This window comes from Shewanella amazonensis SB2B, assembly GCF_000015245.1.
Classification (GTDB): domain Bacteria; phylum Pseudomonadota; class Gammaproteobacteria; order Enterobacterales; family Shewanellaceae; genus Shewanella; species Shewanella amazonensis.
Genome location: NC_008700.1, coordinates 2,711,620 through 2,737,518 on the forward strand (window position 1 = coordinate 2,711,620; position 25,899 = coordinate 2,737,518).

Here is a 25,899-nt window from a genome sequence, read left to right on the forward strand (position 1 = left end):
TTAGTTAATAAACAGGTGGCGGCTTAAGCAAATAAGTGAATGTACGAAGGATTATTTTAACATCAGTTAAAAACGAGACCTTTCTAGCATATTCAGCATCAAAAGCAGCTTTCTGCTCAACTGTCATCCCGTCAAACGCGCTAACTTGAGCTAATCCAGTCAAACCTGGTCTACACGCTATTGCGCCATTCTGCTTTCTAAGCTCTACCAATTGCCGCTGAGATACAATTGGTGGACGTGGACCAACAATACTCATATCACCTTTCAAGACATTAAATAACTGTGGTAATTCATCAAGATTAGTCCTTCTAATAAGCCTACCAACCCAAGTAATGTCTATTGAGCCCAATTTATCGGACGGAATGTCCCCTGTGTTAACCGGCATGCTTCTAAATTTATAAAAATCGAATTCTTTCGCATTCCGACCAATGCGTTTTTGCTTGAAAATAATTGGACCGGGATCAAAGACCTTAATTAAAAAGCAAACAGCAATCAGTAAAGGAAACAAAAAAACTGTTGCAAACAAAACAATAAATAAATCGAAAATACGCTTAATTATCTTTGAGTACATTTAAAATCACACTCCTTGTTTAAATACAAGCTGAAATGCCTCAGCATATTTAAGACCAGCCTGTCCTCCTCGATAAGCAGCCAAGCCTGTTACTACTTCATCACTACGTGGGTGTGGAAACGGACGCATTACATTTCTATAGTGATGCAAGGCTGCTAGCTTCTTCTCAAGCTCACAAGTAATCTCAACGAAAGTTGTAGGTTTAAATCCATCACCAACGGCGGGAAAAGCCCAATCAGTTGATGACAAAATCTCCATAAAATACAAGGCCTCAAGAGCTGGTAAGTCGTTTCTACGTTGAAACAACCTAGACGCGGCCAAACATGCATTAGACACCTGTGTATGGTCGTTATTTAAATCATTTGGATGATGAGTAAAAATTCTGTTTGGCCGAAATTTCTTTATCTGCTCTTCAATAAACTGCACAAGTTCAACATGAGGCACAGTGTTCATGCTAATATTCGGGAAATCGCCTAAAACAGGTTTAGAAAAACCAACCAAAGAATTAGCCTTTAGCATATCAGAATGAAGCTCTTCGTCGGTCGGTCGCAAAGTGCGTGCATCGACGCTGCCGCATAAAATAATAGGCTGGACAACTTCACCTTTGGCAGCCAACTTTGCACCTGTGGCACCAAATCCCAAAATTTCGTCATCCGGGTGAGCAACTACAACAATATTTAACATAGCAAGACCTTAAACAAAATCATTCTTTTCTGGCTTTTCGAGCGGCTTCCAAGATATCACTTTAGTTGCTTTAGTATTATTTATCTCAAGAGAACCATACAACTTGGTAGAGACATCACCAAACTTACTCCAAAAAAAAGCCAAAAACGTGAAAATAAACTTAGGAATAGGAAAAATAAACGACTTTGAATTTGAGCACGACTTTATCAATGAAAATATATCTTTAGTGCTTAATACATAATTATCTGCAACATTATAAATTTGATTATTTGTATTTGGGTCATTAGCAACTGCGACTATAAATCTACAGAGGCTGTGCACACTTATCAAACTTCTTCTATTAGAAGAGGTAAAATAAGGAAATGGCAAAGAATATGAGAGCCCTCTTGCAATACTCTGCAAATTCGCTTTCGCAGACTTACCATAAACTAAAGGAGGACGTATTATAGTGTAATCTAAACCGCTATGCTTACATTTTTCTACTACCAACTGCTCTGCACGAGCTTTCGTAATACCATAGTAGTCAGCTGGATTGTATTTATCTGATTCAGAAAAAGCATCGCGACCGTCAGTTGATTCTCCTAATGCCTTAATGCTACTTAAGTAAATAATTCGCTTTACGCCTAAGAAAATGCAGTCATCCAATAGTTTAGATAAACCCAAAACGTTGGTCTTAGTAAAGTCCTCTTTTGCAGCTTCAGAGTGATTGTCAGAACTATGTGCTCGAGATGCTAGATGCACAACGACGTCAACGTTTTTTAAAGCATGTTTCCAATCAGTATGTTGGTCTATAGCAGGAATCGTATAAACTGGAAAATCACTAATATTTGATTTACACCTGCTAGTTATTGCGACATCGTATTCATCCGAATTAAAATATCCTTGCAAATACCTTCCGACAAATCCTGAACCACCTGTAATCAGAACTTTCATGATAAATGCAATCCACCATTCACAGGAATGTCCGCTCCTGTGATATAAGCTGACTTATCGTCTAACAAAAATGCAACTGCATGTGCAATTTCGATAGGTTTGGCTAAGCGCTTCATCGGAACTGAATCTTTTATTGACTGCAGAATATCTGTTGGAATATGCGAGAGCATTTTAGTATCAGTATATCCAGGTGAAACGCTATTCACAGTAATGCCAGACTTAGCGCCCTCTAGTGAAAGCGCCTTTGTAAAACCCAACAAGCCAGCTTTAGCCGCACAATAATTAACCTGACCAAACTGACCTCTATGTGCATTAACCGAAGAAATATTAACGATTCTACCACTTCCTGACAAAGCCATATGATTAAAAATGCATTGAGTTAAAGAAAAAACGGAAAACAAGTTGACATCCATAACTTGTTTCCACTGTTCAGAAGTCATCTTTTTAAAAGATGAATCTCGTGTGATCCCCAAATTATTAACTAATCCATAAATAGAGTGGCCGTTAGCAACCTCAATTAACGTATCTATTGAAAGGTTGTCAACGTTAGAGTCGTATTTAATTAACACTCCTCTCTTATCTGCCATTTCTATCCATTGTTCACAGGCTGATTGAGGAGCACGATGGGTAGTGCCGATAACGAAATATTCAAGAGACATTAGGTATTCGGCAATAGTCCAACCAATTCCTCCTGTGGCACCTGTAACTACGACTGCTTTAGTATTCATTTATTACTCCTTAAAATCTTTGATGGATTCCCTGCCGCGATTACATTGGAGTCTATGTTTTTAGTCACTACAGCACCTATTCCTATTAAGCTATCACTTCCTATACTGGTTTTTTGAATTATGGAAGAGTTTGGTCCAAGCCAAACATTATCACCTATAGAAACACCACCACTTAGCACGGCTGCGGCTGTTAATATTGAGTTGTTACCTATTGTACAATTATGAGCGATGTGTACATGTGCGTCAGTCTTCACATAATCGCCAATGATTGTATCCGACAAAGTACCACAGTTAATAGAATTAAAAAGCCCAATCTCGCAATACTTACCTATTTTAACGCCTCCTAGGTGAAGAAATCTTATATTATTTCCATCAGCTGATTTCGCAATACCAAATCCTTCACTACCTACGCAAGTAAAGGATCTAATCAAGGTCCCTTCACCTATGATGGTTCCAGACTTTACAGAAACAAAGTCTTCGATTACGACATCGTCAGCGATCTGTACACCGAAGTCAATTGAGGCGGTTGGAGAAATTATAGCTTTGGGACTGATAAAGTGGGGATGAACATCCGAAATTAGATTCTCAGATTTTAAAACAAGCAAAGCTTGAGCAAATAGATCTCTCGGATTATCGACTAAAACAAAGCCATTATCTGGATCATTCTCTTTTGAAAAACAAATACCGCACATCTTCTTATAATCAGTTTCTGCCGTAAGAAACGTTAGGCTATTCTGATTCGCACTGACATACGGTGATATATTTGTAATCAAACTGTTAATAGGAAAGTCAAATTTAACTTTTAGTAATTCGAAAAGATCTTGAGCATATATACCACGATTAAGTTGAAAGCCCATTTACTTTACCACCATTCTTATAACTTCAAACTTTTCAGCCAAATCGACTCCTACAATAGCGCCGCGTATTATAGCCAACGACTGCAAAAACTCTTGAGAAGTATACTTTCTAAATTTTTGAGATCTGTAACATCTTAAGGAATTAACCTTTTTGTCTAAGTCTTCATAGGAAATCTCATAAAAGAAAATCTGCTGTTCCAACAAATTGTTCCATGGAAGATCAAAACCTAAAATTGAAGTTCCCTTAAACGCCCTGACGACTTCATTATAGACTACTGAATGATCTTGGTGTACATCCTGAGAAGATGGACACAAAATCAAGTCGTAGTTATTTTTCTTAAGAGCAACCAAAATTTCTAAAATTTCTTGCCTGTGCTCGCTTAGCCTTCTCACTGGAAAACGGTGAATAATTAAATCTTCGCAACTTAGACCGAAAGACTTAGCGGACTCTAAAGCCTCTTGCCCAAGAATTTCCCGATCTAATCCGGTTGGAACAGAATCCTCAGCTATGCATAGAGTTAAAAAAGTTACCTTAGCACCTTTTTTTATCTGACTCGCTATAAATCCACCAGCCCCCAGTTCTCCATCGTCAGTATGTGGAGATACGACTAATATATTATTAAACTTCACTTAATCACCTGCTGTAGAAAAGCCTTATAGTGAGATTTTTCGTTATCCCAAGAAATTTCAGATAGTTTTTCTTTTGCCTTTGAGACTAAAGAGAATGTATCTTTCGGATGGTCCAAAGCGTTACAAACCGTGTCAAACAATCTATTTTTTTCAGTTACATCAAAAAAATTCACGCAGCCTTCAAAATATAATTTAGTAGTAGTTAAATCAGTACAAATCGCAGGGACTGAGTGAGAAATATACTCAGTTAGCTTAACTGGAATTGCGAGATCATGCTGCGCGCTTTTATCGGCAACAACAAAGCCCAGCCCTTTATTCGCTAGTATCACCTCTACATCGTCAGGTTCAAAGCGCCCATAAACTTTACAATAATCAGCTATATTTAATTCGTCAATTAGTTTTTCGATTGATTCCAAATAGGGACCATAGCCATAGATACTTAGGTTAATTTTTTGATATCGTTCTTTCAACGTAGGTAAAATTGAAACTAGTCGTTGAAGGCCATATCTCTCGTGTATATTCCCGTGAAATACTAGATTAAATCTACTAGCACAATAGTTTTCATAACTTCTCGACCTTACAGCTTTACTAGTTAATGGACCGTTGTGAGTTACAAAGTATTTTTTTTTATTCCTTCTACTCAAATAAGTTGCTACTTCATGATTTACAGTAATTAATTGAGTAGCGAATGCATGACTTATACGTTCCTCAAAAAGCAACAAAGCTTTAATTAGTCGACTCTGACTCATCATGCTCCAAATCTCTGGCATTAAATCGTGTACATCGAGAAGTACAGGAACACCTCTTAATTTAGGGAAAAGTGCACTGAATACCAAAAAATTTGGCATATTATGAGCAATTACCAGATCTGGTTTCACCCTATATAAATGAATTAATGAAAAAAAGAAAAACCTCACATATTCTATTATATAAGATAATGTAGTCCTCAATTTGCCAGGAGTTCTAGAAACGTCTTTACGATTAATCTTAACTAAATTAAAAATTTCAAATTCAGATTCTCGACCTCTATTTAGACAAATAACATTTACATCATATCCCTCTGAAGCTAAAAATTCACATTGCTTTCTTACCCGGGTGTCTTCAGTATAATATGAATGAACGACAACATATATCTGTGTACTTTTTTTATTCTCCAAAACATTTCTCCAATTTGAAAATAACTAAAGAATAATATATCAAGCCCAAACTATAGGTTATTAATGTAGAGAATGCAGCACCGAGCAAAGAAAAATAGGGGACAAGAGATAAATTTAATATTATGTTTGATAAAAAAACGAATATATTTACTTTAAGAATCGTATCTTGCATATATTTCAATTTTAGTATTGTTACCAAAGATGTATAAATAAAAAAAACTATAACTGATAAAGCCAATACCAAAAGAAAGAAGATAGATGGTCTATCTATGCTGAATATTTTAAAAAAATATGCGTAGAATGTTAGTATAATTAAGGACAGAAAAAGCAATAAATAGAACAATCCACTTAATACGTTTTGCCTATATGAACGATAGTCATGTGAACGATACAAACTTTGAGCAATCTTCAAACAAAAAGGTGTTGAAAAGAATCGATGTATTGAAAAAACAATCATGTAACATACTGAATAGATCGCTAAGACTTCTTTAGATTGCATTGCTCCTAATATGATTCTGTCTACAACAGCAATACCCGTGTTAAGTAGTGACACAAAAAACATATTCCATGTAAAGCTTAGGTTGACATATTTAAACTTATTAAATAGTGACTGACTAACATCAAGAAAGATTAGCGCACCTGTAGACCTTGATATTAGTATGCAAACTACAACCATAAAAATTGAAATGATAGTGATTAAAGTTTCAATTTTCATTATTAAGTCTTGAGTCCAGAAAATACACATTAAAACAAAATAGAGCGATAATACGACTATCCAATATACGAATATTGCTTTATATTTTTGTAAGACTATGAGAACAGCCTCTAATAAAATTTCGATGGCTTTATAAAACGATAGTAGTCCTACAACAAAAATTATCAGTCGGATGTCACCAGATTCATAAAAGATGGAAAAAATCGATAAAATTAAAGTAAAAATAACTGTACTAAGAAATACAAGACTAAAAGCAAAAGAAAAAATGTATTTCGCTTTCTTATTGCTATATGACAATCTTTCAATATATGAATTGATACCTAGTGGTATTGCTACAGAGAGAAAACTGGCTATAGCCAAATAATAAAAATATACTCCCAATTCTTCAGATGTATAGTTATTCGATATAATAAAGACCAAAAGATATGAGGATAGTGCTTTAACAAGGGTTGATGAGTAATAAAAGATGTTATTCAATATTCTTCCTATTTAATAATTGAAATAAAATCATCATTAACAAAAATGCATCTACATAAACAACATTCTGAACAATAGCAAATCCAACTATCCAGAATAAATATACTCTCGGAACATTACTCAAGAACCGATAAAACATGAATATTAAAATTGATAAACCAACTAATCCGTATTTAATGAAAGAAACGAAAAAAAAGCTATCTGAGCTAACCTGAAATGGATCGATACCTCTATACACAAACCAAGGTATGTAAAACAGAAATCCACCACCACTACCAAATAAAAGTGTATAAGCGTCCAAAGTGTACCCTCCTTCTAACGCTGGTGCTGCAAATCTGTAAAACAACGAAATATATATACCTTCGATCGAGGAAATCTCCTTAAAACGCTGCAACATTTCCTGGTCTTTAAAGATTAGTAAGTTATTTATAAAATCTTGACTAAAAGTAAGTATCAATAAGAAGGCAATAACGCTGTAAAAAACAACTGATTTTATTGATATACTTTTTAAGTAAAATAGATAGCAAATTAATGTAGATATGAGTAGAACTCTTTCAGCACTTATCGCTGGTATAATAAATATGATAAGTGCCCAAAGCATTCGCCCTCGGCTTTGAAAAAAGAAATAGATACTTAACGCATATAAAGTAATAGATAGTACGTCAGCATATCGAAGAAAACCGGTTCGCGAGAGTACCTCCCCTCTAATACCTTCTATAGAAATTTGGAAATGCAAAATTATGAAATAGCTGAAAATATCAATTACTACTGCAAAAATCACCCAATATTTAAGCCAAAGCAATTCAATTGAAGTTCGCTTTTTTAAGTAATCTCCCACAATAATTGTGCAATAAAGCAAGCTTAATCCGAATAAGTCACGCACTAAGCTCCACACATTCCCGAAGTCATTAACAGTATAACTAAAAATAGAAACAAAGCAGATCAAGAAAAATGATATTAAGTACGTTGAATTTAGCCTAATATCACTAAATGGAATAGTGAGAATAACAAAAAAAGCACTAGAGAAAATAAATACTCTAATATAACTAAACGCCATTAACTTGACATCAAAAACAAGACCTAAAGGCAGAGTCGCAATTACGAACAAAAATACTTTAGTCCCCTGTCTAGGGTATGTCACGACAAAAAATGCAGATAGAAACGCTATGAGAATAAAAAAATAGTCAGCCATTAAACTTTCGATATAATTGTTTTATTTTTGAAATTTGATAGGACCAAAGTAATCTTTCTTTCTGCCTCTGCGATACGGCACCTTGGTCGCTATCTAATACTCTCGTAATAGCATGTGCAATTTCCTTTGGCTCATAACCTAACGATACTACGACATTATTAATTACGCCTTCGTCAACAAGCCTCAATAAATAGCCTGATGGTCCAACGACAGTTTTTAACATATAGTATTCGTGTTCAAATATCTTTGTGGGCGCACAATATATGTTATTTAAGTTAGTTGGCTTGTAGAAAGCAAAACTAAAATCATAATGAATATACTTACTTAGTAGTTCTGCCCTAGAAACACTTCCACAATAGTTTACAAATGAGTGAGATTTGATAACTTTGTTTACACAGTCGGTCTTTGCACCATATAAATCTAGCACAATTTTATAGCCAATTCCTATTAGCAATTCTATCGCTAAACATATTTCAGATAAAGCTCTCACCTCTGTAAAAGTACCTGCGTAAAAACAACGTAGCTCCCTTTCATTGAACTTAAAAGTTTTTGGCACCGAATTAAAGTTTAAATCTTCTGTTGATAGTTCCTTATCATTAAGTAAATTCTCGACAACTTCGTACTTTATTGTTCTATCCCTATCTTTAAAAAACAATTGAGCGCGTTCTTCATTTGGAATCAATACGAATTGAGTACTTTTTAAAAGTAGCTTTTCTATATAAAAAAACAACTTCCGAATAATAGAGTTTTTGAAATATGAAGAGTAGATCTCATGCATGTCATATACATGCACAGAGTTCCATTTAAAAATTTTTACTAGTATACATGACACTATATCATGTGATTGGTATATAGTGCTTCTTGAATTCACCAACTTCTTTAAAACATCAAAAACTCTTGCTACTCTAGAACCTTCTTGCTTTGAGTCAATAAGCTCTAATTCGGTTACACCTATTTCTGCCGAAAAATCTATATAAGTCTTGATTATTGGATGTTTAATTGAGTTACCAATGTACACATGTGCTATTTTCATTCTATTTATCCATCATGTAACCATGCATTGGTAAGCTAAATACAGTTTTAGCTAATCTGCTTGCGACGGGAAAATCTGAATCCTGATATCCTAAGGCTTCGAATGCAGTTTGCTGGTGCATACAAGTGCCATAATAAATCATGGTAGGAATCCCCTTGCTCTTGTACATTTCTATCTCAGCATTTCTATCTTCGGCTACAACAGTATATTGCGCCCAAGAACTTAAATATCCTACTGGTGTTACAGGTGTTTTATAGATTGAGCTTAGCTCTCTTGAGTACCTTTTTGCAGCTTTATTTCTACTAATCAGCTCTTGCGGAAAAGCGGCTAATTTTTCAAGTAGTACTGCTGCTTGTAAAGTATCTAAGCGACTATTCATTCCCACACGTATATTGTCATATTTGTCCTTACCTTTGCCATGAACACGCAGCGATCTAATTAGCTCAGCATAGTGGTCATCATTAGTGAATATTGCCCCTCCATCCCCGTAACAACCTAATGGTTTTGCTGGAAAAAAACTGGTTGTTGCAATATCACCAAAAGAGCCCGCTCGCTTATCTTCAATTTCACCACCGAAACCTTGAGCGGCGTCTTCTACAAGCTTAAGTCCATATTGCTTGGCTATTTTTTCAAGTTCTGGATAGTTGGCAGGAAGACCAAATAAATCTACTGCAATGATAGCTGCCGGTTTAAGTTTCCCTTCCGCAATCACTTTTTGAATTTGCTTTTCTAGATCGAGGGGACAAATATTAAATGTATCCGCATCTGAATCCACAAATACAGGAGTCGCCCCTTCATATGCAATGACCTCTGCAGTTGCGAAAAAGGTAAAAGTTGGGCAAAACACCGCGTCGCCTTCTTTTATACCTAACGCCATCATGACAAGAGTGAGTGCATCAGTGCCATTCGCACATGTAATAGCGTGCTTTACACCTACATATTCGGCCAATTTGTCTTCTAGTTCAGCAACCTCTGGTCCCATTATATAGTGACCATGTTCCAACACAGCTTGAATACGTGCATCAATTTTTTCTTTCAGATGCTTATATTGCGCGGCCAAATCAATAAACTGCATGTACATTCCTTACTTAGATATCAACTCGACGAGCCCGTCGCGCAATACGTATATATCGCCAGTATGTGGGCATGTCGCCTCACCATCACCCTGTAGTGGCAATGTCAGTTGTTCACCATACTTACTTATCCAGCCAATTTGCTTCCCTGGTACACCGACCACTAACGCGAATGGCTTAACATCTTTGTTAATAACGGCACCTGCACCAACAAGGGCGTATTCTCCAATGGTAACACCACACACAATGGTACAGTTTGCGCCAAGTGTCGCGCCACGCTTGACCAAAGTATCACGATATTCGGTTTTTCGTTCGATAAACGAGCGAGGGTTGTAGACATTGGTGAATACCATACTTGGCCCACAAAACACATCGTCTTCTACAAACACGTTGTCGTAAATAGAGACATTATTTTGAACTTTTACGTTATTACCAATCGTTACACGGTTACCAACAAAAACGTTTTGGCCAAGAGAACACCCAGAGCCAATTTTTGCACCACCGCATACATGCACAAAATGCCAAACCCGTGTATTTGCACCAATTTGTGCGCCATCATCAACGATAGCGCTTGGATGTACTTGATAATCCATGTATTACAAAACCTTTGTTAGCAATGGGTGAGCTTTATCACCGGCCGCTATAACAGTCTGAGTTCTGATATTTTCTACCGTCTCAATCGCGATACGGTTTTCATCGATACCAAAACCATTACCCGCAAGTACGTTTTGATAGCTGACCGTATGTAAATCGGTGAAACCGCCCGAAAACTCAAGCTCTACTGTATTTTCACCGTCACTAATTGTGATACTACGGTAGGTTAATTTTTCGCCCTGAACCGCGTTATCAGGCAGGTTATTTGCGTCAATAGAGAGGAACCATTTTACTCGTGCACGCTCATACTCTAAGTAACCGCTAGCCGTTTTTTCGTCTCTGTAATGAACTTCATTACATTTCAAATCCCCGAAGATGAAATGCAACATATCATAGAAATGCACACCAATATTTGTCGCAACCCCCCCAGATTTGTGGTCAAACCCTTTCCATGACTTCATGTACCATTTGCCACGAGATGTCATGTACGTTAGGTCAACATCAAAAACTTTGTCCGCTGGCGCGGCAGCTACTTTTTCTCGCAGCGCAATGATTGACGGATGTAGGCGCAATTGCAGAATTGAGTTTACCTTTGCACCATACTTTTGCTCATACTCTTTGAGTACATCCATATCTTCGGAATGAAGTACTAATGGCTTTTCACAGATTACATCTATCCCGTTTTTTAGCGCATACTTCATATGAGGCGCATGCAGATAATTAGGGCTACAAATTGAGATATAATCTAACTTCTTTCCTTTAAGCGCTTGATCTTCAACAAATGCGGTAAAGTCTTCAAATTCAGTAAAAAACTCTGCTTCTGGGAAATGACTATCCATAATGCCGACTGAATCATTGATGTCCATAGCAGCAACCAAATTATTACCCGTATCTTTAATTGCTCGTAAGTGACGAGGTGCGATGTATCCTGCAGCACCGATTAATGCAAAGTTTTTCATTGTCATTTCCTTTTACAAACGGATATCTGAATCATTCAAACCAAATACGTATTTTACATCGTACACCACATGATTAGGCCTACCTAAAAGTCGTACTTTTTGAATACCCATCTGTTTAAACTCTGAGTGATCAACCGCAACAATAATGCCATCATAGTATCCATTAAAGAGCTCAGAAATCATCTTAATACCATACTCATGTTCTACTTCGTCTGGATTTGCCCAAGAATCATAGACATCAACGTTAATATTGAAACTTTTGAGTTCTTTAACTATTTCAATAACCTTGGTATTACGTACATCTGGACAATCACCTTTAAATGTAAAGCCCATTATTAGTACGTTAGCTTCGTCTATGTGTATTTTTTTACTGGCTAATTTTTTAACCATCTGGGTAGCTACATAGCTTCCCATACCGTCGTTTATTCTACGCCCAGCCAATATCACTTCAGGAGAATAACCAACCTCTTTCGCTTTATGGGTTAAATAATATGGGTCTACACTTATGCAGTGCCCACCAACCAAGCCTGGTTTAAAGTGCAAAAAATTCCATTTAGTACCAGCAGCCTTTAAAACTTCTTCTGTGTCAATTTTTAAGCGGTTGAATATTTTTGCAAATTCGTTAATCACTGCAATATTCAGATCTCTCTGAGTGTTTTCAATAACCTTGGCAGCCTCCGCAACTTTTATCGAAGATGCTTTATGAGTTCCCGCACTAACAATTGATGAATAAACTGCATCGACAAAGTCCGCCACTTCTGGAGTGGACCCTGAAGTAATTTTCACAATGGTTGTTAAACGATTTACCTTATCACCTGGATTAATTCGTTCTGGGCTATAACCAGCATAAAAATCACGATTAAACATCAAATTAGAAACACGTTCAATTATAGGAATACAATATTCCTCTGTTGCACCTGGATAGACTGTAGACTCAAAAACCACGATATCATCAAGCGAAATGACCTTACCTAACGCCTCGGATGCCTTTTTTAATGGAGTCAAATCTGGTGCATTACTTTCATCGATGGGTGTTGGCACTGTAACTATATAGAAATTGCAGTCTTTAATGTCTTCCAAAGTAGATGTATACTTTAATAGACTCGCTTCTGACAATTCTTCTGCAGTACATTCAAGTGTCGCATCTCTCCCCTGACTTAACTCTCTTACACGTAGTTCATTAATATCAAATCCCAATGTTGGATATTTTTTGCCAAACTCAACGGCCAAAGGGAGACCAACGTAACCTAAGCCAATAACGCCTATTTTTAATTCTTTCAACGACATCATATCTAATGACCTATTACTAAATTAATGCTTTAAGAATTCTGTGACACGCTTTCCCATCTCCATAAGGGTTATGGGCAACACTCATATGTTGATAAGCTAAATCATCACACAATAATTCATTCAAGCTTGAGACTATTCGTTTGACATCTGTACCAACCAACTTAACTGTACCAGCCTCTACGGCTTCAGGACGCTCAGTTGCATCTCTCATAACTAATACAGGCTTACCTAAAGATGGCGCTTCTTCCTGTATTCCACCAGAATCCGTAAGAATGATATACGCCTTGTCCATGAGGTAAATGAAAGGAAGATATTGTTGAGGTTCGATCAAAAAAATATTATCTATATCCCCCAAAATACGATTTACTGGTTCTCTTACATTGGGGTTCAAATGCACTGGGTATAGGATTTGTACGTCAGAATGCATTCTCGCGACAGTTGCCAATGCTTCGCAAATACGCTCAAATCCACCACCAAAACTTTCCCTACGATGACCAGTAACCAAGATCAGCTTCTTGTTTTCATCTATGAAAGGGAACTGTTCAGCTATCGTGTGGTTAAGGTCTGTGTCTGAGTCAATTTTTTCTTTCACCATCAATAACGCATCGATAACAGTATTACCTGTGACAATGATATTGCTTGGTTCAAAGTTTTCTTTTAGAAGATTCTGCTTCGATGTTTCTGTTGGCGCAAAATGATATTTAGTCAGCACTCCCGTTAAGCGACGGTTTGCTTCTTCTGGCCAAGGCGAGTAGATGTTGCCAGTGCGCAGACCTGCTTCTACATGTCCTACTGCAATCTGTTCATAGTAAGCAGCAAGGCTCGCAGCGAAAGTCGTTGCTGTATCACCATGCACAAGCACGACATCTGGCTTAAATTCTTGAAGGACTGGTTTTAATTTTTGAATAATACCGGCGGTGACTTCATTAAGTGTCTGCCCTGCTTTCATCAAATCAAGATCATAATCTGGTGTTATTTCAAATAATTCTAGTACTTGATCGAGCATTTCCCTGTGTTGAGCTGTTACGCAACACTTTGCTTCAAAACGGTCATCGGATGCTAAAGCATTAACCAGAGGGGCCATTTTAATTGCTTCAGGACGTGTACCAAAAACAGTAAGCACTTTCTTTTTTGCCATTACTTATGACCTTTTTTTCGTTTTACCTAAAATTAAACACCTATATTACCTGTTTGAAATTTTAAACTTTCAAATTCGGCTGAGATTATTTTGGTTCATTTTGCGATGTTTGTGCGATTGTTATTCCGTGAGAAACTAGATTTTCTTTGTTCATCGAGAACGTTACCGATAGGCCCTAAAAATTGCCACTAACTTTCTTTTCTAGAAAAACTCCTTACCATCACCAACATCATTCCAAACATACCGCCCAGCACTGTTCCCAGTGCACAAATCAAAGCTCGTTTTGGCTTAGCCTTTTCTTCAGGTACCAATGCCGGGTCCAGGGTTTTAAAAACATATTCATCACGCACTTCAGCAAACATGATGGTTTTAGCCTGCTCTTCCACCAGTTTGTATAAAATAGCGCGGATATCGGCTACGTTTGTTTGTTCTATTTGTTTATTCAAAAACTCTATGCTTCGCATGGCCTCTAACACATCACGCTCTTTCATCACGCGGTTAATGTCAGCTACCAGCCAGTCTACCCACTGTTTGGCAACAAGAGGCGATTGGTGCTCCACCGAAAGCTTAACCATCCCGCTTTCTTTGTCTTTGCTAACAGCCAGGATTTTTAAAAACTCTTTGTGTGCTTCGAGCACTGACGGTTCGGGCTTAAATGGAGGTTTAACCTCGCGGATCCACGTTTTGGTGTCGCTGTTATAAAGCTCTGGATCGAAGCTTAGGTTGTTTTCTGCCATGTGCCATTTCTTCACCGCCATCAGCTCAGGCAGTATTTGGTGTTTTTCAATAAATTCACCCACAAATTGGCGCGATTTTAACACTTCAATGGCAAGTTGGGTTTTATCTGTTCCGCCGCCACCGCCCAAATTAATGCCCGCCATACTGGCGAGGCCGCCAAACTGGGATGCCAGTGCAGCAAGACCACCGCTACTGCCATCTGCTTCAGCTGGTGCCAATAATGCTTCAGCTTTGTAGATATTTGGCTGCATGATGGCAAAAATCACCGAGCCAATGGCAAATACGGCGGTAATGGCGAAGATTAGCCATTTGCCTTGCCTGATGACAGCAAAAAGTTCTCTTAAATCGATTTCTTCTTCCCGCGCCATTTGCGGGAATTGGGCATCGACGTTTGATTTAGAAGTATGTGGGTTTTGAGTGATTTGTGTAGTCATATTTTTAGGTTTTAGATGCTAGGTACTAGGCCCTAGGAAAGCTTAAAGATATTTAAAGAAGGTTCTAGGTTCTAGGTTCTAGGTTCTAGGTTCTAGGTTCTAGGTTCTAGGTTCTAGGTTCTAGGTTCTAGGTTCTAGGTTCTAGGTTCTAGGTTCCGAATCATAATCAGCTAAATCTTCCCGAACACTGCCTTTGCGGATTTTAATCAGAGCAGCGATCATCGCAGAGAGCTCTTTCACTTCTTTAATCAGCAACATTCCTCTTTGCTTCTCAATTACTCCAATTTCTATTGCAATATAGATTTGAGTAATCAACTCACCAGCTGAGCCCTTTGCAAAGTATAAGAATCTCGCTGACTCTGCTTGAGATTCTCTCTCCTCACCCTCTGCAATATTCGAAGGTATCGATACAGCGGCTCGGGTCATTTGATCCTTTAGCCCATAATCTCGACAGTCTTTTAATGCTTTATAAACATCACAAGCAAGTCGGGAAGCGCGTTTCCAAACATCCAATTGTTCAAAACGCATCTGGGGACTCCTTAAGTTCAAGGCTCTTCTAGGTTCTAGGTTCTAGGTTCTAGGTTCTAGGTTCTAGGTTCTAGGTTCTAGGTTCTAGGTTCTAGGTTCTAGGTTCTAGGTTCTAGGTTCTAGGTTCTAGATTCTAGGTTCTAGGTTCTAGGTTCTAGGTTCTAGAAACCCGCTTCGCGGGTGTCCTAGCAGTTGCGAAGCAACGCCCTAGATTCTAGGGCCTGCTAACTCGCTTCGCGAGTTACAGCCCTGAAATCGTCGCTACTGCAACTGCGGTGTTATAGATGATCTGCGTTACCTGGCTCCACAATGTCAGGTTGTCTTTGTACTCTGTATCCAGCGGCATGACGATGGTGTCACCGGGCTGCATCTCTTCGTCAGTGCTGAACCAATAGGAGCTGCCAGGCATGGCGACAGAGCCATCGGCACGCAGGATGTATGCTCGGTCGTCATCGGCGCGTTTACGAGGGCCACCGGCCAGCTCAAGATACTGGTCGAAGGTAAAGCCCTTTTTGTATCTGTGGGTGCTGGGGTGCTGTACCTGCCCCATTACAGATACGGTTTGATTTTGCGCCGGGATAAACAAGGCATCGCCGTCTTCAAGCTTAAGGTCGGCCTCATCGATACCGAGTTGAATGGCGTTGATATCCACCACCAAACGACCCAGTACCTCTACATTTTCAAGCTCTTTGAGCATGTTTTGGGCATCGGCGTAGCCCACTGTGGGGGTATCCTTGGTGAGCGCCTTGGCAGCAATTTCACGGCGCAGCTCGTCGGATAACTTCAGCAGCTCGGTCTTTTCTTTTTGCTTTACCGATTCGCGCAAGAACACGGCACTGCGTGGCGCAGCATCCTCACTCAGACCGCCTGCACGGCTGAGCACGTGCTTAAGAGTTTCACCACGTTGAATACTGTAGGTACCCGGGAACCGCACTTCACCTTTTATGGTTACCCAACGGGTGTCTTGCCAGTCGGGCAAATCGCGCACAGTTAACACATCACGACTTTGCAGAGCGATATTGGCGGATGGGTCATTCAATAATACGTCCTGCAAACTCAGCTGTTGATGGGTTACGGTAACGCCGGTTTGCTCGGAGATATTCTGGCGGGTAAGTTCAGCAGAAAGCGTATAAGCCCCCTCCTTCAGGCCACCAGCAGCGACCAGCAAATCTTTAATGGTGGCGCCTTCTGTAATCGGGTACTTACCGGGGAAACGCACACTGCCGTTAATATCGGCGAGCTTTATCGCATCTCCAAAGCGGCTTTGCTGGCGCAGTTGGGTAATCACAGGCTCGAGCAGTGTGGCTCTGTCGGCATAATCAAATACCATCAGGGTGTCTCTCGGCTGCAGGGCGATATTGGCACTGTCATCACCGCTAATGGCTTTGCCCACAGAAACCTGAATCACCTTTACATCACCACGCTGGTTAATTTCACGTACCAGCAGGCCGTAATCCAAGTCGGCATTCAGGGTTAAATCACCCCAGATTGACGGCAACATATCGCGAAGGCGCATGCCATTGCGGTACTGATATTTACCCGGACGAACAACTGCCCCCACCAGGGTTACAGCATTATCAATACGGGTAGAGGTGGATTTTACTCTCACCAAATCTCCCGCTTTGGCCTTAACACTGAGGCCTGAAGCCTGAGTTAAATCCACATTAATTACGGTTTTTACATCTTTGCTGAAACGCTCAATGGTACTGGCTTCTGGATAGGCGCCCGGTTTGGCACCACTGGCCATGTTAAGTACGTCGGCCATGGTGTCATTGGCTTTGATTTCATATATAGCTGGGCGGCGAACCTCTCCTGTTACACTGACCAGGCCACCAACTGAAGGAATAAACACCACATCACCTGATTGCAGGCGCAAATCTTTTGAGGCATCTCCGGCGAGCAACAAGTCGTATAAATCGAAGGTACCCACGGTGCGGCCAGCACGCTTGAGCTGAATGTTACGCAAAGAGCCAATTTCGTTGATGCCACCAGATACAAACAGTGCCTGAGTGATGGTAGAGAGGCTGGAGACGGTATAGGAGCCGGGGCGATAGGCATCACCGGCCACAAAAATGCGGATGGAGCGCAGCTCACCCATGGTGATATTGGCCTGAATACCAATCATGGATTGTGCGATTTTATCAGTGAGGAAATTTTTGGCTTCAGAGAAGCTCATCCCCACCAGGGAGATGGGGCCCAAATCGGGGAATTGCACCAAGCCATCGCGGCCAACAGTAAGGCTGAAATTCTTATTCTCTTTGCCGTAAAGCTGCACATTTAGTACATCACCCGGACCCATCATGTATTCGGCTGGTACGGGTACGTCAGACACGGGGGCAAAGGTAGAAGGCTCACCGGCAAACATGTCGTATCCGAAGCGCTTGAGCTGCTTCTCCAGTTCTTCTTCACGGGCCTCTATCTGAGATTCGGTTTTTGTGGCCTGATTAAATGCGTCAGTCTCGCTTTGGTTAACGACTTCGGTCGTTGAACCTGTATTTCGCGGTGCTACAACTTCAGGATTAACGATTGTCGGTTGGGTGGCTTGGCCGGAAAGCATACTCGGGTCTATGCCATATTGCCGTGCAATACGCTCCTGCTCCGCTTTGGGCAGATTTTTAAATTGTTCAATCATTTGCGGCGACGGCGTAATTGCTGCAACAGGGCCCCCAACCAAAACCAGTGCTCCCACACCGGCAATCAAGAATCGTTTTAGTTGTTGTAACACCAGATGTCTCCGTAAAAGGTGATTGAATAAATCGAAAACGAGGGCGCCCCAGAGGGGCTTCTAGAATCTAGGTTCTAGGTTCTAGGTTCTAGGTTCTAGGTTCTAGGTTCTAGGTTCTAGGTTCTAGCAGCAGCGTTTACGCTGCGCTCTAGAGACACGAAGTGTCGTCCTAGAAGCCCGCTTTGCGGGCGCCCTAGCAGCAGCGCTTTTTGCTGCGTTCTTCGCCACTACGTGGCGTTTAGGCACGCTACCGCCCATGGATTTTGGCTTCCAACGTGCCCCTCGATTAACGAGTTCCATATTTTTCAGTGAGTTATTAAAAACTCATCACTGCTTGTCACTGAACCAAATTGAACACTCAATGTTGAGCGCTATCCGCTTGGCTTTAAGCAGCTTTGGGAGTGTACCCGAAGTCTGTGCCCACCCCAGCCCAAAAATGCAGCAAACACTCTTAAATTCAATGGTTTTGCTTATTATTGAACAGTCAACAAACTGCCGATTTACACAGTGATAAAGTAAATCGCTGCTTTAAAACATATTTATCAGTCAACAAAATGACTCCACCACAGAGTACAACAGTCACTCTATGGCAAAAATCTTACAACCTTTGAGGGGGATCACGCACATATACGAACGATACTTGAAGACTCAACGTCGAGCTGCTTTTGCTGCCCCATAAACTCAAACAGCACCTGACAGCGCTTGTTACCATCCGATTCGAGGAAAATGGCTTCCAGGTCAGAAAAGGGGCCGGCACAAAACTTTACCCGCTCGCCCGCTGCCAATGGCTTTTCACAGGCAAGCTTTTCAACCTGCAATTCTTTACGCTTGAGGGCACGAATTAACGCATCATCGATGGGAGTCATTTGTTCGCTGCATCCGACAATGCGAGACACACCACGTGTTGCGTGTATGCTTCTTACGCTGGTGACTTCGGGATCAAACTGAACAAATAAATAATTTGGAAACAGCACTGATTCAGAGACAGATACAGCTCCTCCACTCGCTTTTACCTGCTTACGATGCTTTGGCAGGTAAGTTTCGAGGTTCTGCATGGAGAGATTCTGCTGTGCCCGCATTTCGTTGCGGGGCTTACAGTAAATGAGATACCAAGCCTTCATCTAATGTCTCTATTACGGTTGGGTGACGTCCTATTCACGGCCAAGAAGCTTACCCTAATCGTGCGCCAATTTGAACGATTATTTGTAGCTTTGATTGTTACATCGAGTAACAGCTCTAGAACAATCGCACTACACCTTGCCTCGCGGTTTACCACCTTTAAGGGGAAGGAATCCAAACAGCTTAAATTACCTCAAAATTGACTTTGCGGTAGGCTAAAGGGTATATAAAGAAGGCCTTTTTAGGGCATAACCCTGTTACATTAGGGGTTTATTATAAAAACGACGTATAGACGCTCCTGCAACAAGTTGTAAAAAACATTTACTAACAGATGCTTAATGTTAATTGTGTTGTCCGGAATGTCACATTTTATGTTTCGTAGAGCCACTGCTTTACGTGCAATCACAAGCTTAAGGTGGAAGACTTAATGAGCGAAAATTCCCAGGGTACGATGCTCGGGCATCCAAAGGGGCTGTTTCTGCTGTTCACAACGGAACTGTGGGAACGATTCAGTTATTACGCCATGCGTGCCATTTTGGTGCTGTATCTGGTTGACCGCGTACAAAGTGAGGGCGGTCATGGCTTAGGTTGGAGCCAAGCCGATGCAATTTCTCTGTACGGTACTTTTACCGGCTTGGTGTACCTCACCCCGCTGCTGGGTGGCTGGTTAGCCGATAATTTCCTTGGTCAACGTAAAGCCATCATGATTGGCGGCACCCTGATGGCTGCCGGCCAATTTATTCTGGGTACTCCACACGCCTGGGTTCAAGGCATGGAGACCGAAGTATTCTACCTGGGTCTGGGTGTCCTTATCCTCGGTAACGGTCTGTTCAAGCCCAACATTTCTACCATGGTGGGTGATCTGTATGCCGAAGGCGACCATCGCCGTGACGGCGCCTTTACCATCTTCTACATGGGTATCAACGTAGGCGCCTTCCTGTCAGGTATCATCGTTGGCTCTGTAGTGAGCGCTTATGATGGTAACTTCCAGGCTGGCTTTATCTGTGCCGGTATCGGAATGGTGCTTTCACTCATTATCCAATTCCTGTTTGCCCAAAAGTTGCTGGGCAATATCGGTACTGTGCCTGCTGCCAAACTTGAGAAGCAAAAAGACGAGGCCCGCGGTCAGGTGCGTAAAGAGCCGCTGACTAAAGTTGAGCGCGACCGTATCAAAGTGATCATGGTGATGGGTCTGTTCACCATCGTATTCTGGGCAGGTTTTGAACAGGCCGGCGGCCTGATGAACCTGTTTACCAACGATTTTACCGACCGCATGATTGGCAGCTGGGAAGTACCCACTACCTGGTTCCAATCTCTGAACGCCATGTTCATCGTGATTTTTGCCCCTGTGGTTGCTTCTATTTGGGTACGCCTGGGCGACCGTGAGCCAAACTCACCGGTTAAATTTGCGCTTGGCTTGGTTCTGCTGGCCATTGGCTTCCTGTTTATGATTGGTGCCGTGGTTGAGATGGGTGGTGACCCAACTGCCAAGTCCAGCATGTGGTGGCTGGTTGGTGCCTACTTCTTCCACACCATGGGTGAACTGTGCTTGTCTCCAATCGGTCTGTCTATGGTGACCAAGCTCGCTCCCCTGCGCATTGTATCGCTGATGATGGGGGCATGGTTCCTGTTCATCGCCGCGGCCAACAAGATTGGTGGTGTCGTTGGCTCCTTTATCGGTCATGGTGGTGAGAAAGAAGAGCAGCTGGCAAATGCCATGTCTATCTTCGCCGGTATCGCCATCACCGCCGCTATTTCAGGTGTGATCCTGTACTTCATGGCTGACAAACTGGTTGATTGGATGCACGGCGCCGAAAGCAAAGTGCACCACACCGAAGAAGAAGCCCTTGAAGAGGAAATCGCCGTTACCGGCGAGCATGAAGCGATGAAGCGCAGCTGATAACAGCAGCGTCGCTACGCGACTTCTAGAAAAAGCAGAGCGCTTCGCTTCTAGAACGTCGCTACTCGACTTCTAGGTAATAGAAACAACAAAGCCCGCATAGCGGGCTTTGTTGTTTTAAGGAATACAGAACGTTCGCAGGCTCACTTACAGAACGCTTCGCTACTAGAAATAACCGAACGCTACGCTACTGGAAAAGCAGAAAAAACAGCGCTTGAATTCAAGCATCTCGAAGCCCGCTCCGCGGGCGCTCTGTGGCTGCGCAGCAGCGTTCTGTAGCCGCTTGCGGCGTTCCGTAGGCCAAATGCCGTTCTGGAAGCCCGCTTTGGGGCGTCCTAGAAGCTCGCCTGCACATACCCCCCGGCAAGTACCCCATCACTGCAGACAAGGCCATCAAACCGGTCGCCGAGCAACATTTGTTTATGGGCGGGATCTGAGGTGGCGATACAGAGTTTCTCACCGGGCAATAACGAGCGGAACTGGCTGCTGGGCTTTCCCCAATCAAGAAGACCGAGCTGGAGCGCATCAGGTAATGCCAGCGGCGTAAGGCCTTTATCATTTCGAAGATAACAGCGAAGACCATGCCCTGCTTGCGACACTGATGCGCGGTAATGTTTAAGCTCAACAGTGAGATAAACAATGTCCACGGTGATTTCAAGCCCAGACTTTACAATGCGCTCATTCAGGTAACTGAGCATATTAAAGGGCTCAACCACAGTGGTACTCACCCCATTGCGATAGGCTTTCAATTTATGATTAACAAAACTTCTCAGCAACACACTGGCGAAGGCAGCGCGATTGTCTTCCGGATGAAAGTGCGCCATGTAAAGAATTAGGTGGTCGCTGTCTGCCATGGTTGAATCGATAAAGAAGGCACTGATCCCATCATTTTTATACAGGCTGTAATCGATTCTGACCTTTGGATAAAGCACCTGGGAGGCAGGAAACAGCTCTTTTTGGATGTGCTTGGCGGCCTCGGTATTTTGCTCAAGCAGTCGCAGGTTTTCTTCCAGCTCAACCCGGGAGAGCTCGTCCATATCCTGTAGTTCCGAACTCTGCGCTCCCATACTGCCAAGGCTTTGGCGAATGGACTGCTCGATAATGTATAAGTCAGCCACCGGCTTAACCAAATAGTCTGAGGCCCCTATTCTGAGCGCCTCGACCACATCGGCCATCACGTTATTTCCGGAAATCACAATGGAAGGCATGGCGGGGTCAAGACGATACATTTCCCGCAGCATATCGAGTCCGCCCAGATTTGGCATACTCAGGTCGGCCAGCACTACATCAAAGTTTTGTCGTTTAAAGCAATCCAGGCCCTGAACACCGTCGTCGGCTTCGGTCACCAAAGCGCCACGGCTGTCCAAAAATGACGCGACGACCCTGCGAAACACAGGATCGTCTTCAACCAACAACACAGATACATCTTTTAGCGCCATATACTTCCCTCAGGGAGCAGATAGCGCATAGGAGGGGGACTCTCCGCCGGAGTTATCCCTTGAGGACGGCTATTCTAGCTCCTGCATATATTCATCAAGAAGTTCATCATCTTCTTGATTTGATGGTACATTGCCATCATACACCTTGTAGTCCATGTGCTGTAAATATGCATCTTTTACAAAGGTGTAGGGATCCAGAGCATTGTCGAGCAGACGTTCCTGATCGATGGCTTCTGTCCGCACATGCAGGCTTTTGATGCCCCATTTGACCACAGACTGCCACATCGTCAGCTCTGACAAGGGAAAGTATAGTCCATCGACCCAATCACTCGCGAGTTCACGGGTAACATAAGGGCCAAAAAATGGCGCCATAAAGTAAGGACCATTGGGCACACCGTAGTAACCCAAAACCTCGTTAAAATCATCCTGCTTCCGATGCATGCCCATCATGTCGGCCACATCAACGACCCCGAGCAGACCTATGGTGGAGTTCACCACAAAACGTCCGCCGGCGTTGGCCGCCCAACCAAACTTCCCCTGAAGTGTGTTGTTCACCAAGGCATTGGGCTCTTCAAGATTGCGGACAAAATTATGCAGTCCCGACTTTACCGGACTGGGCACATAATCTTTGTAGGTGTGGGCGACGGGACGATAGATATAACGGTCAAGCACGTTGTAGTTAAGATCCCACATGGCGCGGTTAAACCCTTCGAAAGGGTCACGGGGATCGTTGTAAACAACGTCTACCTGCTTCTCTGAGACCGAATTGTCCTGCTCTGCCTGAGCCAAGCCTGCCAACAACATGAATGGCAAGGCAATCCATTTCAACTTCATAACTCTCTCTATACAAAAGGCCGAAATCGGCTTTAGAAAGCGCCGTGGCTGACGATAATAAAGCATAACACTCTGAACCACGTCTGCTACTTTGACGGCTAAGCATACTTTTCCTCACAATAAGATCAATCGATAAATTGTGTAAGTTGGTGTATGCAGGCAACTTATACTTTTTGGCAAAGCGACATATCAAGACGCTATGAAGTGATTTATTCAGTATCCAGGCTCTTTACATAGCACAGCACCGCAAATTCAGGACCGCGACGAGACTCACTTGCACCCGAGCTAAAACATGACTCAAATCAGCGCACTCACATCAATACTGACCAGCAATTCAAGCACAGGAGCTGAAACAAGTTTGCTGCCAGTCAGGCTGAGTCAAACACAGGGCGCTGCGATACTCACCATCGCAAATACCAGCTATCTCATAAAGCCGCCGGTTGACCTGTCCCAATTTTCGGCACAAACACTGATGTTGAAAGTGCCCCAGCAGGCAGCCGTTTCGTCTCTCACGGCCGCGACTCTGGTCGCCCTCGCCCCCAGCATCCAGCTCCCCTTCCCTGGCGCCTTGGCAGAACAGATTCGCCGCCTTGGCATTGATACAGAGAAGCTGCTGTCGCTGACCAAGAGCCCTGGTGGTTACCTGCTGGGAGACGCCAGCTATACCAATGGGCAGTTGCGCTTTAAAGGCGGCTTTCAGTTGCCCTTACCCTCGCTGAAACCGCCACAGCCTGAGCTGATGAGGGCCAGAATCGTCTTAAAGGAAGGTGAGCTTAAACTCATGGTCGACCCTATTAAGGCCGAAGCAAAAGTCAGCCTGGAGGCCATCGGTGGCAAAACAGCTCCTGTGACGAAAAACCTATTAACGGCCCCTGTGACACAAGAAGCCATTCTGAGCTCGCTGCAAAGAAAACTGACGGGCCAAACTGTCAATCACATCAACACCAGCAGCACAGAAAACACCAGCAAACCTGCGATGCCAGCACCCAAGCCATCGGATGGGAGTGGCCAAAGCAATATCAAAGCAGAAACTCCGGTAACAGACAGTAAATCCAGCGCGCCAAACACACTCGCCGCCCCTGATAAGCCCGAAAAGGCACCCGCCCCTTCTGTTGCTGAGGCCAAAAAGCAACTTACAGAACCTGTTAGCAGCAAAATGGCAGATAGTGCGGATAAGGCTCAGGCCGATAAGCAGTTACAGGTAAAAGCGTCTGACTTTCAGTCAGGTAAGACAGTCGGCAGCGAAACTGCTCTTCTCCAAAAGAGCACTGCAGACATGAACGGTGAGCCAGAGCGTAAAGCGCAAGTAGGCACTCACCTTGCTGCAGAGAAAAGACTCTTAATGAACCTCGATAAAAGCGGGGCGCTTCCCCCGCTAAAATTAGCAGACATTGAAGAAACGTCTCCCATCACAACGCCAGACGCGGCTCGTCGTTTACTTGCCCTGTTGAAACCACTGCCAGTGAACATGCTACTGGGCGGCATGGCGATACAGGAGACCATCTCTGCTTCAAACGGAAACCAGCTTTTGGCCCGCCACGGAACCATTGCTGATGCGGTATTGCACCAACCCCTGGCGATGGTGTTTCAATTGCTGCTTGGAGGCGCCGCCCTTAAACGCGAGCACTCACTTACCCCACTGATGACGCAGTGGCTCAATGTGGCGGCTAAGGGCACCGGGATCAGCCTGGCAGACGCCATAACCCTCGCCGATGACGATACCCTTGATTCGTTAATGCAACTTGCGCAGGTAAGGCGTGAATATGCAGAAGCCAGTAATCCAAGGGACGGTTGGTTCTTTTGCCTGCCTTACCTTATGGGTGAAAAGCAGCGGCAGCTGGAAGGCCATTGGCAACGTCAAGCTAACCAGGAGCAGGATGACCACCAAGAAAGCTGGCGTCTCAAGCTTAAGTTTTCTTTGAATGATGCAGATCTGCTGGTTGACGCCAAACGCACGCCCAGTGCGCTGGATGTGCAGCTTGTCTGCAGTCAGGAGAAACTCAATAACCGGGTAGGAAATTATCTGCCTGTGCTGCAGGCACACCTGCAGTCATTGGGCTTTGGCACCACAATACTTTCCTGTCGCCACGATACCGTGCCCGGCAGTCTGCTGCCCGGCAAATCCTTTGCCGTGGATTTAAGGGCCTGAGC

23 protein-coding genes are annotated in these 25,899 nt (G+C 42.7%); 2 read left to right on the top strand and 21 right to left on the bottom strand.

Going from position 1 to position 25,899, the window contains the following annotated elements; all coding sequences use genetic code 11:
• Window positions 1-4: 4 nt before the first annotated feature.
• From SAMA_RS11775 to rfaH, 19 genes are all read right to left on the bottom strand, one after another.
• Window positions 5-571 carry a sugar transferase gene (locus SAMA_RS11775; RefSeq protein WP_011760360.1) on the bottom strand — a complete coding sequence of 189 codons (567 nt, stop codon included), beginning with the start codon at window positions 569-571 and terminating at the stop codon, window positions 5-7.
• A gap of 6 nt (window positions 572-577) precedes the next feature.
• Window positions 578-1,255, bottom strand: a complete 678-nt coding sequence (locus SAMA_RS11780) for a PIG-L deacetylase family protein (RefSeq protein WP_011760361.1) — start codon at window positions 1,253-1,255, stop codon at window positions 578-580.
• 9 nt (window positions 1,256-1,264) lie between these two features.
• On the bottom strand, window positions 1,265-2,188 hold the full coding sequence (locus SAMA_RS11785; RefSeq protein WP_011760362.1) for an NAD-dependent epimerase/dehydratase family protein: 924 nt from the start codon (window positions 2,186-2,188) through the stop codon (window positions 1,265-1,267).
• Window positions 2,185-2,916, bottom strand: coding sequence for an SDR family oxidoreductase (locus tag SAMA_RS11790; protein ID WP_011760363.1), 732 nt, complete (start codon window positions 2,914-2,916; stop codon window positions 2,185-2,187). The genes SAMA_RS11785 and SAMA_RS11790 overlap by 4 nt, the downstream gene beginning before the upstream one ends.
• A complete protein-coding gene (locus SAMA_RS11795) occupies window positions 2,913-3,773 on the bottom strand; it encodes a UDP-3-O-(3-hydroxymyristoyl)glucosamine N-acyltransferase (RefSeq protein ID WP_011760364.1) in 861 nt (286 codons plus the stop codon). Before SAMA_RS11795 ends, SAMA_RS11790 begins: the two co-directional genes overlap by 4 nt.
• A complete protein-coding gene (locus SAMA_RS11800) occupies window positions 3,774-4,403 on the bottom strand; it encodes a PIG-L deacetylase family protein (protein ID WP_011760365.1) in 630 nt (209 codons plus the stop codon).
• Entirely contained in the window at window positions 4,400-5,560 is a 1,161-nt protein-coding gene (locus tag SAMA_RS11805) for a glycosyltransferase (RefSeq protein WP_011760366.1), read from the bottom strand. Before SAMA_RS11805 ends, SAMA_RS11800 begins: the two co-directional genes overlap by 4 nt.
• Window positions 5,550-6,752, bottom strand: a complete 1,203-nt coding sequence (locus SAMA_RS19935) for an oligosaccharide flippase family protein (RefSeq protein WP_011760367.1) — start codon at window positions 6,750-6,752, stop codon at window positions 5,550-5,552. Before SAMA_RS19935 ends, SAMA_RS11805 begins: the two co-directional genes overlap by 11 nt.
• Window positions 6,745-7,944 carry a DUF6369 family protein gene (locus SAMA_RS11815; protein WP_011760368.1) on the bottom strand — a complete coding sequence of 400 codons (1,200 nt, stop codon included), beginning with the start codon at window positions 7,942-7,944 and terminating at the stop codon, window positions 6,745-6,747. Before SAMA_RS11815 ends, SAMA_RS19935 begins: the two co-directional genes overlap by 8 nt.
• Window positions 7,937-8,977 carry a glycosyltransferase family protein gene (locus SAMA_RS11820; protein ID WP_011760369.1) on the bottom strand — a complete coding sequence of 347 codons (1,041 nt, stop codon included), beginning with the start codon at window positions 8,975-8,977 and terminating at the stop codon, window positions 7,937-7,939. Before SAMA_RS11820 ends, SAMA_RS11815 begins: the two co-directional genes overlap by 8 nt.
• Before the next feature lies 1 nt (window position 8,978).
• Window positions 8,979-10,052 (bottom strand): DegT/DnrJ/EryC1/StrS family aminotransferase, encoded by a 1,074-nt coding sequence (locus tag SAMA_RS11825; RefSeq protein ID WP_011760370.1) that lies wholly within the window; start codon window positions 10,050-10,052, stop codon window positions 8,979-8,981.
• 9 nt (window positions 10,053-10,061) lie between these two features.
• Window positions 10,062-10,643, bottom strand: a complete 582-nt coding sequence (locus SAMA_RS11830) for an acyltransferase (protein ID WP_011760371.1) — start codon at window positions 10,641-10,643, stop codon at window positions 10,062-10,064.
• A gap of 3 nt (window positions 10,644-10,646) precedes the next feature.
• Window positions 10,647-11,603 (bottom strand): Gfo/Idh/MocA family oxidoreductase, encoded by a 957-nt coding sequence (locus SAMA_RS11835; protein ID WP_011760372.1) that lies wholly within the window; start codon window positions 11,601-11,603, stop codon window positions 10,647-10,649.
• Window positions 11,604-11,615: 12 nt separating this feature from the next.
• A complete protein-coding gene (tviB, locus tag SAMA_RS11840; RefSeq protein WP_011760373.1) occupies window positions 11,616-12,893 on the bottom strand; it encodes a Vi polysaccharide biosynthesis UDP-N-acetylglucosamine C-6 dehydrogenase TviB in 1,278 nt (425 codons plus the stop codon).
• 16 nt (window positions 12,894-12,909) lie between these two features.
• On the bottom strand, window positions 12,910-14,031 hold the full coding sequence (wecB, locus tag SAMA_RS11845) for a non-hydrolyzing UDP-N-acetylglucosamine 2-epimerase (protein ID WP_011760374.1): 1,122 nt from the start codon (window positions 14,029-14,031) through the stop codon (window positions 12,910-12,912).
• 188 nt (window positions 14,032-14,219) lie between these two features.
• Entirely contained in the window at window positions 14,220-15,203 is a 984-nt protein-coding gene (locus tag SAMA_RS11850) for a Wzz/FepE/Etk N-terminal domain-containing protein (RefSeq protein ID WP_011760375.1), read from the bottom strand.
• 141 nt (window positions 15,204-15,344) lie between these two features.
• Window positions 15,345-15,731 (bottom strand): four helix bundle protein, encoded by a 387-nt coding sequence (locus tag SAMA_RS11855; protein WP_011760376.1) that lies wholly within the window; start codon window positions 15,729-15,731, stop codon window positions 15,345-15,347.
• Between the two features lie 241 nt (window positions 15,732-15,972).
• The gene (locus SAMA_RS11860) at window positions 15,973-18,456 is read right to left on the bottom strand and encodes an SLBB domain-containing protein (protein ID WP_011760377.1); all 2,484 of its coding nucleotides are present in this window, start codon (window positions 18,454-18,456) and stop codon (window positions 15,973-15,975) included.
• A 617-nt stretch (window positions 18,457-19,073) separates the two neighbouring features.
• A complete protein-coding gene (gene rfaH, locus SAMA_RS11865; RefSeq protein ID WP_011760378.1) occupies window positions 19,074-19,577 on the bottom strand; it encodes a transcription/translation regulatory transformer protein RfaH in 504 nt (167 codons plus the stop codon).
• Between the two features lie 425 nt (window positions 19,578-20,002).
• Here rfaH and SAMA_RS11870 point away from each other — a divergent pair, with 425 nt between their 5' ends.
• A complete protein-coding gene (locus tag SAMA_RS11870) occupies window positions 20,003-21,475 on the top strand; it encodes a peptide MFS transporter (RefSeq protein ID WP_011760379.1) in 1,473 nt (490 codons plus the stop codon).
• Window positions 21,476-21,810: 335 nt separating this feature from the next.
• Here SAMA_RS11870 and SAMA_RS11875 read toward each other — a convergent pair whose 3' ends face one another.
• Entirely contained in the window at window positions 21,811-22,914 is a 1,104-nt protein-coding gene (locus tag SAMA_RS11875) for a response regulator (protein ID WP_011760380.1), read from the bottom strand.
• Window positions 22,915-22,983: 69 nt separating this feature from the next.
• Window positions 22,984-23,748 (bottom strand): MlaA family lipoprotein, encoded by a 765-nt coding sequence (locus tag SAMA_RS11880; protein ID WP_041409839.1) that lies wholly within the window; start codon window positions 23,746-23,748, stop codon window positions 22,984-22,986.
• Between the two features lie 358 nt (window positions 23,749-24,106).
• Between SAMA_RS11880 and SAMA_RS11885 the strand changes: the two genes are divergently transcribed.
• Window positions 24,107-25,897, top strand: a complete 1,791-nt coding sequence (locus SAMA_RS11885) for a hypothetical protein (RefSeq protein ID WP_041409840.1) — start codon at window positions 24,107-24,109, stop codon at window positions 25,895-25,897.
• Window positions 25,898-25,899: the final 2 nt, after the last annotated feature.

Excerpts from the sequence above, each read along its gene's own strand:
- SAMA_RS11775 (WP_011760360.1), bottom strand. The coding sequence starts at position 571 with ATGTACTCAAAGATAATTAAGCGTATTTTCGATTTATTTATTGTTTTG.
- SAMA_RS11780 (WP_011760361.1), bottom strand. The coding sequence starts at position 1,255 with ATGTTAAATATTGTTGTAGTTGCTCACCCGGATGACGAAATTTTGGGA.
- SAMA_RS11785 (WP_011760362.1), bottom strand. The coding sequence starts at position 2,188 with ATGAAAGTTCTGATTACAGGTGGTTCAGGATTTGTCGGAAGGTATTTG.
- SAMA_RS11790 (WP_011760363.1), bottom strand. The coding sequence starts at position 2,916 with ATGAATACTAAAGCAGTCGTAGTTACAGGTGCCACAGGAGGAATTGGT.
- SAMA_RS11795 (WP_011760364.1), bottom strand. The coding sequence starts at position 3,773 with ATGGGCTTTCAACTTAATCGTGGTATATATGCTCAAGATCTTTTCGAA.
- SAMA_RS11815 (WP_011760368.1), bottom strand. The coding sequence starts at position 7,944 with ATGGCTGACTATTTTTTTATTCTCATAGCGTTTCTATCTGCATTTTTT.
- SAMA_RS11820 (WP_011760369.1), bottom strand. The coding sequence starts at position 8,977 with ATGAAAATAGCACATGTGTACATTGGTAACTCAATTAAACATCCAATA.
- SAMA_RS11825 (WP_011760370.1), bottom strand. The coding sequence starts at position 10,052 with ATGCAGTTTATTGATTTGGCCGCGCAATATAAGCATCTGAAAGAAAAA.
- SAMA_RS11830 (WP_011760371.1), bottom strand. The coding sequence starts at position 10,643 with ATGGATTATCAAGTACATCCAAGCGCTATCGTTGATGATGGCGCACAA.
- SAMA_RS11835 (WP_011760372.1), bottom strand. The coding sequence starts at position 11,603 with ATGAAAAACTTTGCATTAATCGGTGCTGCAGGATACATCGCACCTCGT.
- tviB (WP_011760373.1), bottom strand. The coding sequence starts at position 12,893 with ATGATGTCGTTGAAAGAATTAAAAATAGGCGTTATTGGCTTAGGTTAC.
- wecB (WP_011760374.1), bottom strand. The coding sequence starts at position 14,031 with ATGGCAAAAAAGAAAGTGCTTACTGTTTTTGGTACACGTCCTGAAGCA.
- SAMA_RS11850 (WP_011760375.1), bottom strand. The coding sequence starts at position 15,203 with ATGACTACACAAATCACTCAAAACCCACATACTTCTAAATCAAACGTC.
- SAMA_RS11855 (WP_011760376.1), bottom strand. The coding sequence starts at position 15,731 with ATGCGTTTTGAACAATTGGATGTTTGGAAACGCGCTTCCCGACTTGCT.
- rfaH (WP_011760378.1), bottom strand. The coding sequence starts at position 19,577 with ATGAAGGCTTGGTATCTCATTTACTGTAAGCCCCGCAACGAAATGCGG.
- SAMA_RS11870 (WP_011760379.1), top strand. The coding sequence starts at position 20,003 with ATGAGCGAAAATTCCCAGGGTACGATGCTCGGGCATCCAAAGGGGCTG.
- SAMA_RS11875 (WP_011760380.1), bottom strand. The coding sequence starts at position 22,914 with ATGGCGCTAAAAGATGTATCTGTGTTGTTGGTTGAAGACGATCCTGTG.
- SAMA_RS11880 (WP_041409839.1), bottom strand. The coding sequence starts at position 23,748 with ATGAAGTTGAAATGGATTGCCTTGCCATTCATGTTGTTGGCAGGCTTG.